The organism is Amycolatopsis sp. cg5, from assembly GCF_041346955.1.
GTDB lineage: Bacteria > Actinomycetota > Actinomycetes > Mycobacteriales > Pseudonocardiaceae > Amycolatopsis.
In genome coordinates this window covers 8,625,495-8,642,519 of the sequence record NZ_CP166849.1, presented here as the reverse complement: position 1 = coordinate 8,642,519, position 17,025 = coordinate 8,625,495, and the positions used below count along the sequence as shown (strand labels likewise).

At 69.2% G+C, this 17,025-nt stretch carries 11 protein-coding genes; 8 read left to right on the top strand and 3 right to left on the bottom strand.

Annotated elements, in window-relative coordinates; all coding sequences use genetic code 11:
- Positions 1 to 98: 98 nt before the first annotated feature.
- The 8 genes from AB5J62_RS39205 to AB5J62_RS39170 all read left to right on the top strand — a co-directional run bounded on the left by AB5J62_RS39205 (position 99) and on the right by AB5J62_RS39170 (position 11,202).
- Entirely contained in the window at positions 99 to 233 is a 135-nt protein-coding gene (locus tag AB5J62_RS39205) for a hypothetical protein (protein WP_370945088.1), read from the top strand.
- On the top strand, positions 217 to 2,127 hold the full coding sequence (locus AB5J62_RS39200) for an AbfB domain-containing protein (RefSeq protein ID WP_370945087.1): 1,911 nt from the start codon (positions 217 to 219) through the stop codon (positions 2,125 to 2,127). The genes AB5J62_RS39205 and AB5J62_RS39200 overlap by 17 nt, the downstream gene beginning before the upstream one ends.
- 271 nt (positions 2,128 to 2,398) lie before the next feature.
- Positions 2,399 to 4,381: an AbfB domain-containing protein gene (locus AB5J62_RS39195; protein WP_370945086.1), complete on the top strand. Its 1,983-nt coding sequence runs from the start codon at positions 2,399 to 2,401 to the stop codon at positions 4,379 to 4,381.
- Between the two features lie 80 nt (positions 4,382 to 4,461).
- The gene (locus tag AB5J62_RS39190) at positions 4,462 to 8,502 is read left to right on the top strand and encodes a polymorphic toxin-type HINT domain-containing protein (protein WP_370945085.1); all 4,041 of its coding nucleotides are present in this window, start codon (positions 4,462 to 4,464) and stop codon (positions 8,500 to 8,502) included.
- Positions 8,503 to 8,505: 3 nt separating this feature from the next.
- Positions 8,506 to 8,823 carry a hypothetical protein gene (locus AB5J62_RS39185; protein WP_370945084.1) on the top strand — a complete coding sequence of 106 codons (318 nt, stop codon included), beginning with the start codon at positions 8,506 to 8,508 and terminating at the stop codon, positions 8,821 to 8,823.
- Between the two features lie 71 nt (positions 8,824 to 8,894).
- Entirely contained in the window at positions 8,895 to 9,968 is a 1,074-nt protein-coding gene (locus AB5J62_RS39180) for a WD40/YVTN/BNR-like repeat-containing protein (RefSeq protein ID WP_370945083.1), read from the top strand.
- The gene (locus AB5J62_RS39175) at positions 9,969 to 10,241 is read left to right on the top strand and encodes a MoaD/ThiS family protein (protein ID WP_370945082.1); all 273 of its coding nucleotides are present in this window, start codon (positions 9,969 to 9,971) and stop codon (positions 10,239 to 10,241) included.
- 88 nt (positions 10,242 to 10,329) lie between these two features.
- Positions 10,330 to 11,202, top strand: coding sequence for a hypothetical protein (locus AB5J62_RS39170; protein ID WP_370945081.1), 873 nt, complete (start codon positions 10,330 to 10,332; stop codon positions 11,200 to 11,202).
- Between the two features lie 53 nt (positions 11,203 to 11,255).
- Here AB5J62_RS39170 and otsB read toward each other — a convergent pair whose 3' ends face one another.
- The 3 genes from otsB to AB5J62_RS39155 form a co-directional block, all read right to left on the bottom strand.
- Positions 11,256 to 13,784, bottom strand: coding sequence for a trehalose-phosphatase (otsB, locus tag AB5J62_RS39165; RefSeq protein ID WP_370945080.1), 2,529 nt, complete (start codon positions 13,782 to 13,784; stop codon positions 11,256 to 11,258).
- A 43-nt stretch (positions 13,785 to 13,827) separates the two neighbouring features.
- Positions 13,828 to 15,279 (bottom strand): trehalose-6-phosphate synthase, encoded by a 1,452-nt coding sequence (locus tag AB5J62_RS39160; RefSeq protein WP_370945079.1) that lies wholly within the window; start codon positions 15,277 to 15,279, stop codon positions 13,828 to 13,830.
- A 67-nt stretch (positions 15,280 to 15,346) separates the two neighbouring features.
- Positions 15,347 to 16,801, bottom strand: coding sequence for a threonine/serine exporter ThrE family protein (locus tag AB5J62_RS39155; RefSeq protein WP_370950459.1), 1,455 nt, complete (start codon positions 16,799 to 16,801; stop codon positions 15,347 to 15,349).
- Between the last annotated feature and the right edge of the window lie 224 nt (positions 16,802 to 17,025).

Sequence of the window (17,025 nt, the reverse complement as noted above, 5' to 3'; positions counted from 1 at the left end):
TCGTCGCCTTCGGGGGGTCACGCACTGGTTCGTCCGGCGTTGAGTGTTGCCATTTGGCGCCGCTGGACTGCTTTGTCACTCGACGACAGTGAGGCGTAATGAGAAAGAACGGCATAGTGGTGACGGCGGCGGCTGTCGCTTTGGCTGCGGGGCTGCTGGGCGCCCCGGCGCAGGTCGCGTCCGCCGCTTCGGCGAAGCCCTGCCGCTTCGGCCGCCGTGCAGGCCGCGCCTGAGTCCACAATGGAGGACAAGGTCCGCGCGGCCGCCGTGCTCGGCATCGTCGCAGGCGACGACCTGCTGATCCTGAGCGACCGTAACTTCGTCATCGCGTTGTGGCGGCAGGCGACGGGCGCCGAGGTGCGCGCGTCGGCCGAACTCGCGTTCGCGGGTTCCGACTTCGAGTGCACGCAGTGGATCAAGACGGAGATTCACGAGGCGAAGCTGCGCGACGACGTCCAGGAACAGCGTGACGCCGAGGTCGCGCGTGCCGCTCGCGAGCTCAAGCAGCACGCGGCCGCGACGATCGGCATCGCCGTCGAGCCCGAGTTGCTCATCCAGGGCTACAAGGACTTCGTCTACGCGCTGTGGGACCGGGCGACCGGGCCGAAGGTGAAGGCGGCCGCGCTGGTCGCGTTCGGTGGGACCGAAGCCGAGCAGAAAGAGTTCCTGCTCAACGGAATCGTGGCGGCGCACGCGCAGGACCAGCAGGACAAGATCGACGCCGACAAGGAAGCCACCGAGGCCGAGAAGGCACGACTGGCCGCCAGGGACGCGAAGTCCCGTGCGGCCGCTGTTCTCGGCATCGTCGCGACCGAGAACCTGCTGGTGCTCTCCGACGACAACTTCATCCGTGAGATCTGGAACCGGGCCACGCCGGGCACCGAGGTCGCCGCGGAAGCCGAGCGTGCGCTGCGCAGTCCTGCTCCGGCGGACTGGAAAGCGTTCATCGACACCGGGATCCACGAGGCCAACAAGCGTGACACCGCGATCGCGCTGAAGAAGAAGCAGGACGCGGACAAGCGGCGGCTGCAGGAGCTCAGGACCAAGTCCGCGGCGGGCGGCATGCACCCCGCGCTCGTCGTGCTGGCCGATCGGGCGCTCGCGGGTACTCCTGACGACGTCGACCTTTTCCTGCGACGCGGTCAGTTCGAGGACGCGGCATTGCGCCAGTCGTTCCAGGCGGAGACCGTCGGCACGCGCCTTTCGTACATCCGGGGCACCGCGGGCTCGCAGGCGGTCATCGGCTTCGGGCACGTGAATCCCGAGCCGGGTGACGGTGCGGACGCGACCTGGAAGGTCGTGCCGGGCCTCGCGGACATCAACTGCTACTCGCTCGAATCCGTCACCAAGCCGGGTTCCTACCTGCGGCAGCTCGGGTTCAAGGTGAACATCGCGCCCAGCGACGGGTCCACCGTGTTCCAGAACGATGCCACCTGGTGCACCAAGCCCGCTCCGTTCGCCGGCGGTGTTTCCCTCGAATCGAAGTCGCAGAAGGGCCGGTTCCTGCGGCAGTACAGCGGCCAGCTGTGGGCAGCGAACAACAGTGGCGCGCACCCGTTCGACGCGGCGGCCAACTTCGACACCGACCGGTTCTGGTGGGTCAACGGCGAGAACCCGGTCAGCACCGCGATCTACCGCCGCTACCTGAACGACATTCCGATCCGTAACCGGGTCGGCGGCGCGGTCGCCGAGGAGCAGATCGAGGGCGCGCTTCGGTACCGCGATTACCAAAAGGGCAGGCTGACTTGGTCGGCGGCGGCCGGTGTCAAGGAAATGGAAGGCAACATCCTCGCCAAGTACAAGGCGGCGAATGGGCTAGCGCACGGTTTCTACGGCGCGCCGACCACCGATGAACTGGGCACGCCCGACAAGATCGGCCGGTACAACCACTTCGCGGGCGGCGGTTCCATTTACTGGACCTCGGCCACCGGCGCGCACATGATCTATGGTGCGATCAAAACCCGGTGGGTGGCGCTGAAGTCGGAAACCTCGTACCTGGGTTACCCGACCACCGACCTGATCGACGTTCCCGGCGGCCGGTGTGTCAACTTCCAGCACGGCTCGATCAGCTGGAACTCCACCACGGGCAAGGTTCTTGACGTCAAGGTCGCTTGCTCGAAGGCGTAACGGCGGCACATTTCACAAGCTGAACGCGTAAGGGGACTGCCTCGAAAGCGGTGTCCCCTTACGCGTTTGTCGTATCCGGCGTTTTGGCTATTGTTGAAACCGGTCATGCTCGGTTATGGTCGTCGTGGAAAAATCTGCCGGCTCGCCCGGCATCTGGGGATTTGACTTTTCGTGCCGATACGCGCCCAATTTCGCCGGGTGCGTACTTTGACGACTGCGAGGAACAATGCGAAGAACCCGTGTAGTGGTGACGGCGACCGCCGTCGCTTTAATGGCCGGACTCTTGGGCGCGCCCGCGCAGGCCGCGCCCGCCGCTTCGGCGAGTCCCGCCGCTTCGGCCGCCGTGCAGGCCGCGCCTGAGTCCACAATGGAGGACAAGGTCCGCGCGGCAGCGGCGCTCGGCATCGTGGCAGGCGACGACCTGTTGATCTTGAGCGACCGTAACTTCGTCATCGCGTTGTGGCGGCAGGCGACGGGCGCCGAGGTGCGTGCCTCGGCCGAACTCGCGTTCGCGGGCTCCGACGGCGAATGCACGCAGTGGATCAAGACCGGTATCCACGAGGCGAAGCGCCGTGACGACATCAAGGAACAGCGTGACGCCGAGGTCGCGCGCGCCGCTCGTGAGCTCAAGCAGCACGCGGCCGCGACCATCGGCATCGCGGCCGAGCCGGAGCTGCTCATCCAGAGCTACAAGGACTTCGTCTACGCGCTGTGGCAGCGCGCCACCGGGCCGAAGGTGAAGGCCGCGGCGCTGGTCGCGTTCGGCGCGTCCGAAGCCGACCAGAAAGAGTTCCTGCTCAACGGGATCGTCGCCGCGCACGCGCAGGACCAGCAGGACAAGATCGACGCCGACAAGGAAGCCACCGAGGCCGAGAAGGCACGACTGGCGGCCCGTGACGCCAAGGCCCGCGCGGCTGCCGTGCTGGGCATCGTCGCCACCGAGAACCTGCTGATCCTCTCGGACGAGAACTTCGTGCGTGAGATGTGGAACCGCTCGGTGCCGGGCAGCGAGATCGCCGTGGCGGCCGAGCGCGCGCTGCGCAGTGCCGTTCCGGCGGACTGGAAGGCGTTCATCGACACCGGCATCTACGACGCCAACAAGCGTGACATCGCGATCGCGCTGAAGAAGAAGCAGGACGCCGACAAGCGCCGCCTGCAGGAGATCCGGACCAAGGCCGCCAACAGCGGCGTCCACTCCGAACTGGTCGCCGGCGCCGACCGCGCGCTCGGTGGCACGCCCGACGACATCGACACGTTCCTGCGGGTCGGCCAGTACGACGATGCCGCGCTGCGCCAGTCGATCTGGGCGGACTCGCTGGGCACGCGTGGCTTCCAGATCCGCGGCAACGCGGGCGAGCAGGCCGTGATCAGCTTCGGCCGCGTCAACCCGGAGCCCGGCGACGGTCTCGACGCGACCTGGAAGGTCGTGCCCGGTCTCGCCGACTTCGACTGCCACTCGTTCGAGTCCGCCACCAGGCCTGGCTATTACCTGCGTCAGCTCGACTTCAAGGTGCTCATCGCGGCCTCGGACGGCTCGGACCGCTTCCGCGCCGACGCGACCTGGTGCAGCAAGCCGGGGCAGTGGGCGGGCGGGGTGACGCTCGAGTCGAAGGGGCTGCCGGGCCGGTTCCTGCGCCAGTCCGGCGGAAAGGTGTACGCCGCGAACAAGAGCGGCGCGAACCCGTTCGACGCCGCGGCGAACTTCGAGATCGAGGCCTTCTGGCGAGTGTTCCCCGCGACGCCCGCGACCACCGCGATCGAGCGCCGCTGGCTCAACGACGACGCGGTCCGTGCGCTCGTCGGCGACCCGCTCGACCGGGAGTACGTCGAGGGCCCGCTGCGGTTCCGCGACTACCAGCGTGGCCGTCTCACCTGGTCGGCCGCGACCGGCGTCAAGGAGATGCGCGGCAACATCCTCGGCAAGTACCAGACGTCCGGCGTGAAGACGAGCCCGGCTTACGGCGCGCCGAGTACCGACGAGACCGGCACTCCCGACGGCATCGGCCGCTACAACCACTTCGCGGGCGGTGGCTCGATCTACTGGACCGCGAACACCGGTGCGCACCTGATCTACGGCTCGATCAAGGAACGCTGGCGCGCGCTGGACTGGGAGCGCTCGTACCTGGGCTACCCGACGTCCGACCTGATCAGCGTGCCGGGTGGCACCTGCTCCAACTTCCAGCACGGCTCGATCAGCTGGAACTCGACGACGGGCAAGGTCGTCGACTCACGCGCCGCGTGCTCGAAGGCGTAGTGAAGCAAGTCAATTAGTCGAGTGAAAGGGGCCCGGTGAATCTCGTTCGCCGGGCCCCTCTTCCTGTCTGGGGGTTAGTGGTGAAGATCAGAAGAAGAGCCTTGACCGCGGTGCTGGCCGCGTCGGTGCTCGCGGGCCTGGTGCAGCCGCCCGCGATCGCGGCGCCATCGGGGGTGCGGGCGGCCGCCGCGGCGGAAGACCCGTCGCCGGCGCGGCCGATGCCGGCCGATCCGTACCGGGAGTGGGACGGCAAGGCCGGCGTGCCGAACCTCGGCGACCCGCGATTCCGGCAGCTCGTCGCCGACAACGCGGAGCTGTCCGAAGACGTCGAGGTCAGGGAAGCCGCCACGGCGGCGCTCGCCGGTGGCCAGCCCGCCATCATGGAGTTCCTCAACACCGGTTTGGACGTCGCGAAACGCAAGGCCGCGGACCGGAAGGCCGAAACGGCACGCCGCAACCGGGCGGCGATCGAACCGTTGCGCGGCACCGGCGGCCCGTATCTGAAGGCTGAAGTCGACCGGGTGCTCGCCGGCACGGACGCCGATCGCGAGCAGTTCCTGGCTTACGGCAAGGGAATCGCGGAACAACGCGACGCCGCGACTACGCAGTCGGTGCAGCAACGCGCGACCGAGAACCGCGCGCGGGTGCAGATGCTCGTCGGCGCCGGGGGACTTGAGGTCAAGAAGGCGGCCCAGCTCGCGCTGGACGCAGGTGACGCGGCGATCGAGCAGTTCTTGGCGACCGGCTATCTCGTCGCGGCGAAGAAGGACGCTGACGCGCGGGAGCAGTTCCTCAAGGACGAGGAAGCGCGTCAGAAGGCTGCTGAGGCGGTGTCTGATCTTGCGAAGCGGTCGGCTCGTGCGAATGAGGCTCGTCGGCTTTTGCTGATAGCGCACGGGAATGGTGTCCGTGCGTTGCAGCGTTCATCCAACGCGCTGGTTCTGGCAGGCAACGAAGCGCGGAAGGCCGCGCAGATCTTGGCGGCGAACAAGGCGGGCGGGCAGCACCCGCTTGACGCGTTCAACGCGGTCAAGGCCGAAGTCGCCAGGCAGGCCGGTTACGCGAGCCAGGCCGCGACAGACGCCCCGCAGGCGCAGGTCCAGGCGAACGTGCTGGTCGAGACCGGGCTGCCGTACGGCACCCAGTGGGCGCAGATGGCGACCGGAATGGCCAACGCGGCGCGTGCCGTCGTAGCCGCTTCGGAGACGGCTTCGCACGCGATCGACGCGACCGCGTTCACCGACCAGGCCCGCAACGCCCAGGAAGAAGCCGAGCGACACGCCGCCGAGGCGCACCAATGGCGTCTCCACGCGGAGGAACACGCACGCGCCGCGGCGCAGATCGCCGACGCCGCCCGGGTCCAGGCCGACGCGGCCAAGGACGCCGCCGCCCGTACCAAGGCCTCGCGCCAGGCCGCGGAAGCCGCCGAAGCCCAGGCGTGGGCGGCAGCGGAGCGGACACGGAACGCACGCATCACCGCCGAGCGCGAGGCAGCCAACGCGGCCGCCGCGCGGGCGACCGCCGAACGCGAACGCGCCAACGCCGCCGCGGCGCGGGGACGTGCGGAGCAGCAGGCCGCCGTGGCTCGTTCCATGCGCGGCGAGGCGGAACGCCAGGCCGGTATCGCGGCCGGCGCGCGTCAGCACGCCGAGGGACAGGACGGCATCGCGGCAGGCGCGGAAACCAACGCGCGCAACGAAGAACGCAACGCCGCTCAGGCGCGTGACCGTGCTTATCAAGCCGAGCGTGACCAGCGTGCGGCCGAAGCCCGCGCGGCCGCGATGGATGCCATGGCCGCGGCCGGCCGGGGCAGCGCTCAAGAAGGCGCCGCACGCGATGCGGCGAACGCGGCGCGTGCCGACGCCGACACCGCCAGGGGCGCGGCTGGTGCCGCGCGGGGTGCGGCCAACGCCGCGACGGGCGCCGCGGCGGGTGCGCGTTCGGCGGCCACCGAAGCGACTCGCGCGGCCGCGCGGGCCCGTGCGGCGGCTCAGCAGGCGCAGGCGGCGGCCGCCAGGGCGAACGCGGCGGCGAACAAGGCCGAAGCCGAAGCCGCGGCGACACATGCGGCCGCGGAGCGGTCCAACGCGGCCGCCGCGGACGCGACGTCCAGTGAGGCACAGGCGGCGGAGGCGGCCAGGAACGCGGTTTCGCTGGCCGAGCAGGCGGCGTCCGAGGCGCTGCAGTCATTGCAGTCGGCGGAGCGGACGAAGGCCGAGTCCGACGCGGCCGCCGCGGAGGCCGTTTCCGCCGCGACCCAAGCGAGTTTCGCGGTTCAGTCGGCCACGGCGGCGCGTGCGTCCTCGCAGGCGATCACGGATCCGGCCAACACCGCGATCTCGGTGGTCGCGCCGTTCGCGGGTTCGGACATCGACGCCGACTTCGTGATCGTGGTGGCGAACCAGGCTCGGGCCGTCGGCGCCGAACAGGCCGCTGCCGCTCAGCAGCGGGCCAACGAGGCCGTCGAAGCCGCTCGCCTGGCAGGCGAGGCGGCCGCGCGTGCGGCGGCCGAGGTCAAGCCCGCCTACGACGCGGCAGCCGCCGCGGCACGGTCGTCCGCGGACGCGGCGAAGTCCGCGGCCGAGGCACAGCAAGCGGCGGCCGAAGCGGCAGCGGACGGTGCCGCCGCCCGCGCCGCCGCGGCGCGTGCGAACCAAGCGGACGCCCAGGCGCGTCAGGACGCGATCCTGGCTCGCAAGGCGGCCAACGCGGCGAACAACGACGCGGCCATCGCCGGCCGCGCGGCTTCGGCGGCCGAGCACGACGCGGCAGCCGCTCGTTCCGCTGCCAGCCAGGCTGAGGCCGACGCGGCCGCGGCGCGTGGTGCGGCAGACCGCGCCGAAGCCGATGCCGTGGCCGCCGACGCGGCTGCGACGAGCGCCCAGAAGCACGCCGACAACGCCGCCGAGGCCGCCAAGAACGCGATGAACAGCGCGATCGACGCGGGCAAGGCCGCGGATCGCGCCGAAGAAGCCGCGCGCAAGGCCGAAGAGGAAAAGCGGCGGCAAGAGGCCGGGTCGATCGGGGACGCCGGTCCCAGCCTGTCTTCCGACGAGGAGGACATGCTTCGCTACGAAGGTGGCGACGAGATGCTCCAGCAGTACAAGGACGCCATGGCCGCGGCCAACAAGGGCGTCCTCGACTTCCTCGCCGAGAACGGCGCGCAGGTGCTGCTGGACGTCATCGGGGTCACCGACGCGAAGAAGTGCTTCGGCGAAGGCGACATCATCGCCTGCCTCTGGACGGTCGTCAACGTCGGTTCGCTGATCGCGCTGATCGCGAAGATCCCGGCCGTTTCGGCGGCCATCAGCCGGATCGCGGGCGGGCTGACCAAGTTCCTCGAGGCGTCCAAGGCGGGCACGGTCCTGCTCGAGCGGCTGCGCAACGGGCTTTCCCGGGTGAAGGGCATTCCCTGCAACTGCTTCCCGGCCGGTACCGGAGTGGCCGCCGAACGCGGTGAGAAACCGATCGAGATGATCATGGTCGGCGACCGGGTCTGGGCGCGCGATCTGGCGACCGGGCGGTCACAGCTGCGCACCGTGGTCGGCCTGTTCAGCAAGCACGCCGACGAGATCCTCACCATTCGCACCGGCGGGGTCGAGCTGAAAGTGACGCCGCAGCATCCGTTCTGGGTGGTGGGCCGCGGCTGGGTCGAGGCGGGGCATGTCCGTGTCGGCGACAGGTTCCAGTCGCTGAACGGCGCGCAGCCCGCCGTGGAGACCATCACCACCCAGGCGGTGGGGACGACCGTCTACAACTTCGAGGTCGAAGGCGACCACAACTACTACATCACCGATGCCCAGCTCCTCGTGCACAACTGCGACGTCCGGTCGCTGATCAAGAACGACAGCTTCTTCGTCAAGGCGGCTGAAGAGGCGGGCAGCAACCAGAAGGTCCAGAAGGAGATCAACGATCTCGTCGGGAAGTTCATGAACGGCAACACGAATCCCGGCATCGGCACCAAAGCGCTGACCGGAACCGGATTGTCGTATCTGCGCGGAAAGGATGGCGCGCGGGTGTTCTACCGGGTCACCGAAAACGGCATGGAGATCATCGCGAAGGCGAGCAAAGACAACGAGGACAAGGTCATTGCGCGCTTGCTGGAGCTGTATGGAAGATGAGTCATGCACAAGATCACCACTGACGACCTGGTTCTCGAAGTGGAACTCGGCGGGGACACCCCGGAAACCGTGGAGAACGCGGACGCCTGGGTGAGCCTGCCGGACGGGACCAGGTGGTCGGCGACCTTCCTCACCTACGCCGAGGTCGGCCGGATCATGGTCCGGCACCGGGAAACCGGCGAGTCGCTCGGCGGCAGGTACTTCCCGTGGGGACCGGACATGGTGATCGTCAGCGCGCCCGGCGTGCGGGAGATGCTCGCGGTGGCCACCGAGCTGGTGGCCACCGGCGAGCACCTGCACACCCTGCGCAGGCTGCGGTGATCCGGTTTTTGTCGGTGGACGGGGGTAGCGTGCCCTGTGACGTGAGACACACGCACTGAGGGAGGCTCGTGATGGACGTCCTGCTCGGCATCGGCACGCGCAAAGGCCTGTTCCTGGCCAGGAGCTCGGGCGGCAGGCGCGGCTGGGAACTGTCCAAACCGCACTTCCCGATGACCAATGTCCACACGCTGGCCATCGACACCTCGGGGCCGTCGCCACGGGTGCTCGTGGCGACGGCCAACGAGCACTTCGGGCCGACCATCGCGTCGAGTGCGGACTTCGGGGAGAGCTGGCAGGAGCCGGACCACGCGCCGGTGGCCTTCCCCGAGGACACCGGCGAGGCGGTCAAAGGCGTCTGGCAGATCGCGCTCGGCGACGGCGTGGTCTACGCGGGCGTCGAACCGTCGGCGTTGTTCAAGTCGACCGACGGCGGGCAGACGTTCGAGCTGGTCCGGGGCTTGTGGGAGCACGAGCACCGGACCGAGTGGACACCGGGTGGCGGCGGGATGATGATCCACACCATCCTGCCGCACCCGACCGACCCGGAGCGGGTCACCGTCGCCATGTCCACCGGCGGGGTCTACCGCACCGAGGACGGCGGTGAGAGCTGGCGTCCCGCCAACCACGGCATCAAGGCCGACTTCCTGCCCGGCGAGTTCCCCGAGTACGGGCAGTGCGTGCACAAGGTGGCGATGAACCCGGCCAACCCGGAGCGCTACTTCCTGCAGAACCACGGCGGCGTCTACCGCAGCGACGACGACGCGGCCACCTGGACGTCGATCGCCGAGGGGCTGCCGGGCGACTTCGGGTTCGCGATGGTCGCGCATCCGCGCAAACCGGACGTGATCTACAACTTCCCGCTGGTCGCGGACGTGCTGCGGTTCCCGCCGGACGGCCGTTGCCGGGTGTACCGCAGCGAGGACGCCGGCGAGTCGTGGACCGGGCTCGGCGAAGGGCTGCCGTCGGAGGGCTTCTACTCGGCCGTCATGCGCGACGCCATGTGCGCGGACGACGCCGACCCGGCGGGCATCTACTTCGGCTCCAGGTCAGGCGAGGTCTGGATGAGCCCTGACGAGGGCGAGAGCTGGCAGCTGGTCGCCGAGCACCTGCCGGACGTGTTCTGCGTGCGGGCCGCGGTGATCTAATTGGCGAAGGTCTGCCTGCCGTCCATGCTGCGCCCGCTCGCCGGCGGCGTCACCGAGCTGGAAATCGACGCCCCGACGCTCGGCGCGGCCCTGGATTTCGTGCGCGCCGGGCATCCCGCGCTCGAACGCAGGCTCCGCGACGAAAGCGGAGGACTGCGCCGCTACGTGAATTTCTATGTGGACGGCGAAGAATGCCGTCGGCTCGCCGGTCAGGAAACCACTCTTACGCCAACTGCGGAGGTGCGGATCATCCCTTCGGTCGCAGGTGGTTAGTGCGCGAATTTTCCACTGGTAGCAAGGCTTTCCTGTCAGGTACCGTCGGAGGTACTACTGGGGTTAGACCTGTTTCCTAGGGGGAAACATGCTGAGAACTCGAGTTCTTTCGCGCGCGCTTTTCACCGCGACAGCGCTGGCGCTGACCGCCGCCACGGCGGCGCCCGCGTTGGCCACCACCGTCACCTCCGAGGTCAGAGCCGCCGACGAGTCGACCCAAGCAGAACGCGTCGCCGCGCTCACCGCGCTCGGCCTGTTCGCCGATCCGGAATCGCTTGCCTTGCCGGAGAAGGACTTCGAGTTCCGGCTGTGGGTGCTGAGCGGGCCACAGCTGCCGGAGACCAGAAGCGCGGCCTACAACGCCTACTACTACGGAACCGATGGCGACCGCACAGCGTTCATCCGGGTCGGCGTCCACGAGAAACTCGCGGTCGATGTCCAGAACGGCTCGGTCGAATTGCAGGCCCGGGACGCGCGTAAGCGTGCGGCGGAGCTGATCAAGTTCGTTCCTCGGCTGATCGACGTTGTCGTCGACGACAGCGAGTTCACCTTCCGGTTCTGGCAGCACGCCACCGGCATCGACAACGCCGAAGTCAAGGCCGCCGCCGCGGAGGCCCATCGTGCCGGGCCCGAAGCCTGCACGGAATTCCTGCGTGCGGGCGTCTACGCCGCGCACGAGCGTGACATCCAGGCCGCCATCGAGCGGGCCAAGGCCGAAGCCGAAGCCAGGCGCTGGCGCGAGATCAAGGTCCGCGCCGGCGCCGTGGTCGGCATTCCCGCCGACTCCACGGTGTACAACCTGGACGACGAAGCACTGGTCCAGGAGATCTTCATGCGAGCCCGCGAGGGCACCCACGTCTGGTCGGCCGCCTACCGGGCCGTCCTGTCCCGGGACCCCGTCGTCTACCGGCAGTTCATCGAGACCGGCATCCACGAAGCCAACGCCCGCGACCACGCCTGACAAGGTCGTGAGTGGTATGGCCGGTTCTAACCGGCCATACCACTCACGAGTCCTTACTGGGCCAGCAGGTTCGCGCAGCGGATGAGCCCGATGTGCGAGTACGCCTGCGGGTGGTTGCCCAGCGAGCGTTCCGCGATCGGGTCGTACTGCTCGGGCAGCAGGCCGGTCGGGCCCGCGGCGTCCACGATCTGGGTGAACAGCTCCTCGGCCTCGTTGCGGCGGCCGGTGAGCAGGTAGGCCTCGATCAGCCAGGCCGCGCAGATGTGGAAGCCGCCTTCGCCGCCGGGGAGGCCGTCGTCGCGGTGGTAGCGGTACACCGTCGAGCCGCTGCGCAGCTCGGCCTCGATCGCGGTCACCGTGGCCTGGAAGCGCGGGTCGCCCGGATCGATCAGCCCGGTGAGGCCGACGAAGAGCGACGCCGCGTCGAGGTCGGTGCCGTCGTAGGCGGTGGTGAACGCCTGAACCTCTTCGTTCCAGCCGTTTTCCAGCACGTCGGCCTTGATGACGTCACGCAGCTCGACCCAGGCGGCGGGCACCGGGCGGTTGTAGACCTCGCCGAGCTTGACCGCGCGGTCGAGGGTCACCCAGCACATCACGCGCGAGTAGACGCGGTGCCGCGGGACGTGGCGCTCTTCCCAGATGCCGTGGTCGGCCTCGTTCCAGCGCCGCGAGACGGCTTCGGCCATCGCGCGGACCATCTGCCAGTCCTGGTCGCGCAGTTCGCCGCGTGCCTCGGCCAGTGTCCTGACGAGTTCGACCACCGGGCCGAAGACGTCCAGCTGGACCTGGTGGTTCGCGAGGTTGCCGACGCGTACCGGCCGCGAGCCCGCGTAGCCGGGCAGCGACTCGATGACCGCTTCGGCGCCGATGACGCTGCCCGCCAACGTGTACAGCGGGTGCAGGCGCTCCGGGCCGGCGAGGGTGGCGAGCACGCCGTGCAGCCAGCGGAGATAACCGTCGGCCTCCTCGACGGAACCGAGGTGGACGAGCTCGCGCACGGTCATGGCCGCGTCGCGGATCCAGCAGTAGCGGTAGTCCCAGTTGCGGACGCCGCCGATCTCCTCCGGCAGCGACGATGTCGCCGCCGCCAGCACGCCGCCGGTGTCGGTGTTGACCAGTCCGCGCAAGGTCAGCGCGGAGCGGGCCACCAGGTCCGTCTGGACGGTCGGCAGCTTCAACGTCTGTGCCCACGAGCTCCAGTACGAGCCCGCGCGCTCCCGGCGGTCCACTTCGGACAGTTCGTGCGGGCTCATGTCCGTTGTGCCGCACCGCAGTTCGAGCACGACCGGCTTGTCGGGCGCCGGGGTGACCAGCGCGGACGCGGTGTCGTGCAGGCCGTCGGTGGTGATCTCCCATTCGACGCCGGGCGCGCGCAGCACGAACGGCTCCGAGGTGCCGAGCACGCGCAGGCCGTCGGCCTCCGCGACCAGCTTGACCGGCACGCCGCCGAACTCCGGCCGCGGCGCGAACACGATGGACGCGGTCGTCTCGCCGCTGATCACACGCACGATGTCGGTGCGGTGCGACGGGCTCTCCGGCTCGAGGTAGTCCGTGACGAGCAGCCGGGACCAGCGGGTCTCCACGGTCATGGTGTTCGGCAGGTACCGCTGGCCCAGCGGGAGGCCGTTGCGGTGCGGGGTGATCGAGAAGTGCCCCGCGCCGGTGCCGCCGAGCAGGTCGGCGAAGATCGCGGGCGCGTCGGCTCCGGGGTGGCACAGCCAGGTCAGCCGCGCGTCAGGGGTGACCAGCGCGACGGAACGCTCGTTGGCGAGCATCGACAGCCGCTCGATCGGCGTGGCCTGCTCGCCGTAGAGCCAGTTGCGGCGCTCCTCCAGCATGAACGCGAGCACCATCGCCACGTCCATGGTGTCCGGAACCCGGTACGTGGCAAGGGATTCGCCGTCGCCGACCTTGATACCGAGGTCCGGTCCAGACAGCGCGGCGAACGCCTTCTCGTCGGTGACGTCGTCGCCGAGGAAGATCGCGGCGGTCGCGCCGACCTGGTGGCGCAGGGTGTCGAGCGCGTTGCCCTTGTCCGTGGTCACCACGGAGAGCTCGACCACCTCCTTGCCGTCGGTGGTGGTCACCCCTTCCCACCTGGACGGTCCATTGTGGACCTTCGAGAGCACGCGGCGGCCTGCTTCGTGCTCCGCGCGGCGCACGTGCACCGCGATCGAAGCGGGCTTGACCTCCAGCGAGACACCCGGCACGTCGAGCACCAGGTCTTCGAGCTCGGCCTCGAGCCGCCGGTGCAGCTCACGGGCCTTCGCGTCGAGCGCCTTGATGAAGCCGATGTCGAACTCGGACCCGTGACTGCCCACGAGGTGCACCTCGGACGGCAGGCGGGAAAGTGTCGCCAGGTCACGCAGCGCGCGCCCGGAGATCACCGCGGTCGTCGTCTCGTGCAGTCCCGCGAGGGACCGCAGCGCGCCTACCGATTCGGGCAGCGGCCGGGCTTCGTCCGGGTTCGCCGTGATCGGAGCCAGCGTGCCGTCGTAGTCGCAGGCGACCAGCAGACGCGGAGTCCTGGCGATCTGGACGATCGCCCTCCGCAACTCGGCGGGCAGAGCCTCGGCGGTCAACACTCCTCCTCGGGGAATAACAAAGCTTATGGGGACTGGGCTTTCATTCGACCACTTCACTTCCGAGCGCTTCGAGGAACGAGCGCGCCCAGCGGTCGACGTCATGGGTGAGGACTTGGCGACGCAGCGCGCGCATCCGGCGCCTGCCCTCGGCGGGGTCGAGCGTAATGGCTGCCAGCAGCGCGTTCTTCACCCCGTCCAGGTCGTGCGGGTTGACCAGGAAGGCGCTGGTCAGCTCGGCGGCCGCGCCGGCGAACTCGGACAGCACCAGCGCGCCGCCGAGGTCGTGCCTGCACGCGACGTACTCCTTGCACACCAGGTTCATCCCGTCACGCAACGGCGTCACCACCATCACGTCGGCCGCGGAGAAGAACGCCGCGAGCTCGGTCCGGTCCACCGATTGGTGCAAATAGTGCACAACGGGATGGCCGACCCTGGCGAACTCGCCGTTGATCCGGCCGACCATCTGCTCGATGTCCGCGCGCATCCGTTGATAATGCTCAACCCGCTCGCGGCTCGGCGTCGCCAGCTGGACGAATGTCACGTCGCCCGGCTTGACCCTGCCTTCCTGCAGCAGCTCGTGCAGTGCCTGAAGCCGCAGGTCGATGCCCTTGGTGTAGTCGAGCCGGTCGACGCCGAGCAGCACGGTCTTGGGATCGCCCAGGTCATGGCGCACCTGCGCGGCCCGGTCGGCGACCCCTTTTGTCCTGGCGAGTGTGTCAAGTCCGGCCGCGTCGATGGAGATCGGGAACGCGCCGACGCGCACCGTCCGGTCACCGACCTGGACCATGCCGGGTCTGGACCGGACGCCGACCGCGCCGCGGCTCGGCTCCAGCCCGATCAGCTGTCTCGCGAGCCACAGGAAGTTCTGCGCGCCGCCGGGCCGGTGGAAGCCGACCAGGTCGGCGCCGATCAGCCCGCGCACGATCTCCGCGCGCCACGGCAGCTGCATGAACAGCTCGACCGGCGGGAACGGGATGTGCAGGAAGAAGCCGATCCGCAGGTCGGGGCGCAGTTCGCGGAGCATGGTCGGCACCAGCTGCAGCTGGTAGTCCTGGATCCACACGATCGCGCCGTGCCCGGCGACCTTCGCGCTGGCCTCGGCGAACCGCCGGTTCACCTTGACGTAGCTGTCCCACCAGCTGCGATCGAACACCGGCCGCTCGACCACATCGTGGTACAGCGGCCACAGCGAGGCGTTGGAGAAACCCTCGTAGTAGTCACGGACCTCCGCCGACGACAGCGTCACCGGGTGGAGCACGAGCCCGTCGTCATCGAACTCGTTGACCTCCACGTCGGGCACGCCGGGCCAGCCGACCCACGCGCCCTTGCGTGAACGCAGGAAGGGTTCGAGCGCCGAGACGAGCCCGCCGGGGCTCGCCGTCCAGCGCTGGGTTCCGTCTGAGGTCCGTTCGAGGTCGACCGGCAGCCGGTTGGCCACCACGACGAACTCGGCGCCTGCCGGCTTGCCAGGCGCGGAACTGATCTGAGTCACTCCGGCTGCTCCCTCTTCGAGATCGCGGCTGAAAGAAAACCCTAGCGCGCCCGCCGGAAGTCGGGCGCTACTCCAGGCGCCGCTTCGACGGCCGCAGCGGCCCCGCCATCCGCGGCCCGGACAGCTTGCGCTCCAGCCTGCCGAGCCCGGTCCGCACCGGCTGCGCGAGATATTCACCGAGCACCACGCCCGCTGCCAGGGCAAGCCCGATCGCGACGGCCGTCATCAGCGTGGAGATGTTGCCGCTGCGCTCCACGCCGATCTGGTACAGCCCTCGATAAGTCGACAGACCCGGCAGCAGGGGAGTGATCCCGGACACGGCGACGACCAGCGGGGTGACCTTGAGTCGCCGCGCGAGCACGCCGCCGCAAAAGCCGACCAGGGTGGCCGCGATCGCCGACGCGCTGATGTTGTCGATCATCGCCAGGGTGAGCGCGCCGTAGACGGCCGCGCCGATGGTGCCCGCCGCCGCGCCGACGAGCAGCGCGCGCACGGTCGCGTAGGACGCCAGCGCGAAGCACGCGGACGCGCCCGCGCCGCCGAGCACGACGATCGGGAGCTGCTGGGGCGTGGTCACGAGATCCGCGGGCAGCGTGTCGCGTTGCAGCCCGAGCAACACGGCGATCTTCAGGCCGAGCACGACGCCCGCGATCAGCCCGGCACTCATCAGCACCGTCTCGGTGGTGCGCCCGGCCGCGGTCACGTTGAACCCGGTGATCGCGTCCTGCACGGCCGAGACGGTGGAGAGCCCGGACAGGAGCACGGTGATGGCCGCGGCGATCACCAGCGTCGGCCGGTCGGTGGTGAGCAGCCCGGAGCTGACCGCGGCGATCGCGGCCAGTGTCGCCAGCAGGCCGCCGACCACCTGCTGGAAGAAGAACGGCAGCGCGTACCGGTTGAGCAGCCTGCCGACCCGGTCGATCACCGCGCTGATCACCATGGCGACGACCGCGATGTCCAGCCCGCCGCCGAGCAGCAGCGTCACGAAGAACGCCATGGCGCCCCAGGAGGCGGTGGCCACCCAGCGCGGGTACGGGTGCGGCGCCGCGGTGATGTTCTGCAACTCGATCTGCGCCTCTTCGGCGCTGACGTTGCCGCGGGTGATCTGCTGGACCAGCCGTTCCGTTTCGGACAGTCGCGTGTAGTCGAGCCCGCGCGAGCGCACCACGCGCAACGCGGTCACCGGCGCGAGATCGGTGCCGCGGTGGCAGGTGACGGTGATCGAGGTGAAGATGACGTCCACTTCGCAGTACGGCAGGCCGAGCGCGGAGGTCAGCGCGAGGATGGTCGCGGTGACGTCGGAGGCACCGGCGCCACTGGACATCTGGACCTCACCGATGCGCGAGGCGAGGTCGAGCACGAAGTTCACGGTCGTGTCATCGGGAACCTGGGGGCCGATCGTGGCCTCGGCGTGGCCGGTCGGCTGTTCGTCGGCAGGCGCTTCCAGAATCTGCCAGGCACGTCTGCGTACCGACCGCTTCGTGCGTTGATTGAGCTTGGCCATCTCCACCCCTTTCGTCAGGTTCCCGCATGAGCATCGACTCGGTGACCGCGAGCGTTGCAGGACCGCGAACGTGTCTTCCGCCACTTGAGCAAGTTCCCACTGACGGGTGGAAACAGTCGCCCGTCCGGCGGTTCCCACGGGCGTCGACTGTCCAAAGTGGCCATTATCGGCCCGATTGGTACCGGTTCGAGTGCCTTGTCGTCATGCGTGCGAACCGGACTCACGGTTTTCTTTGGCTGCAG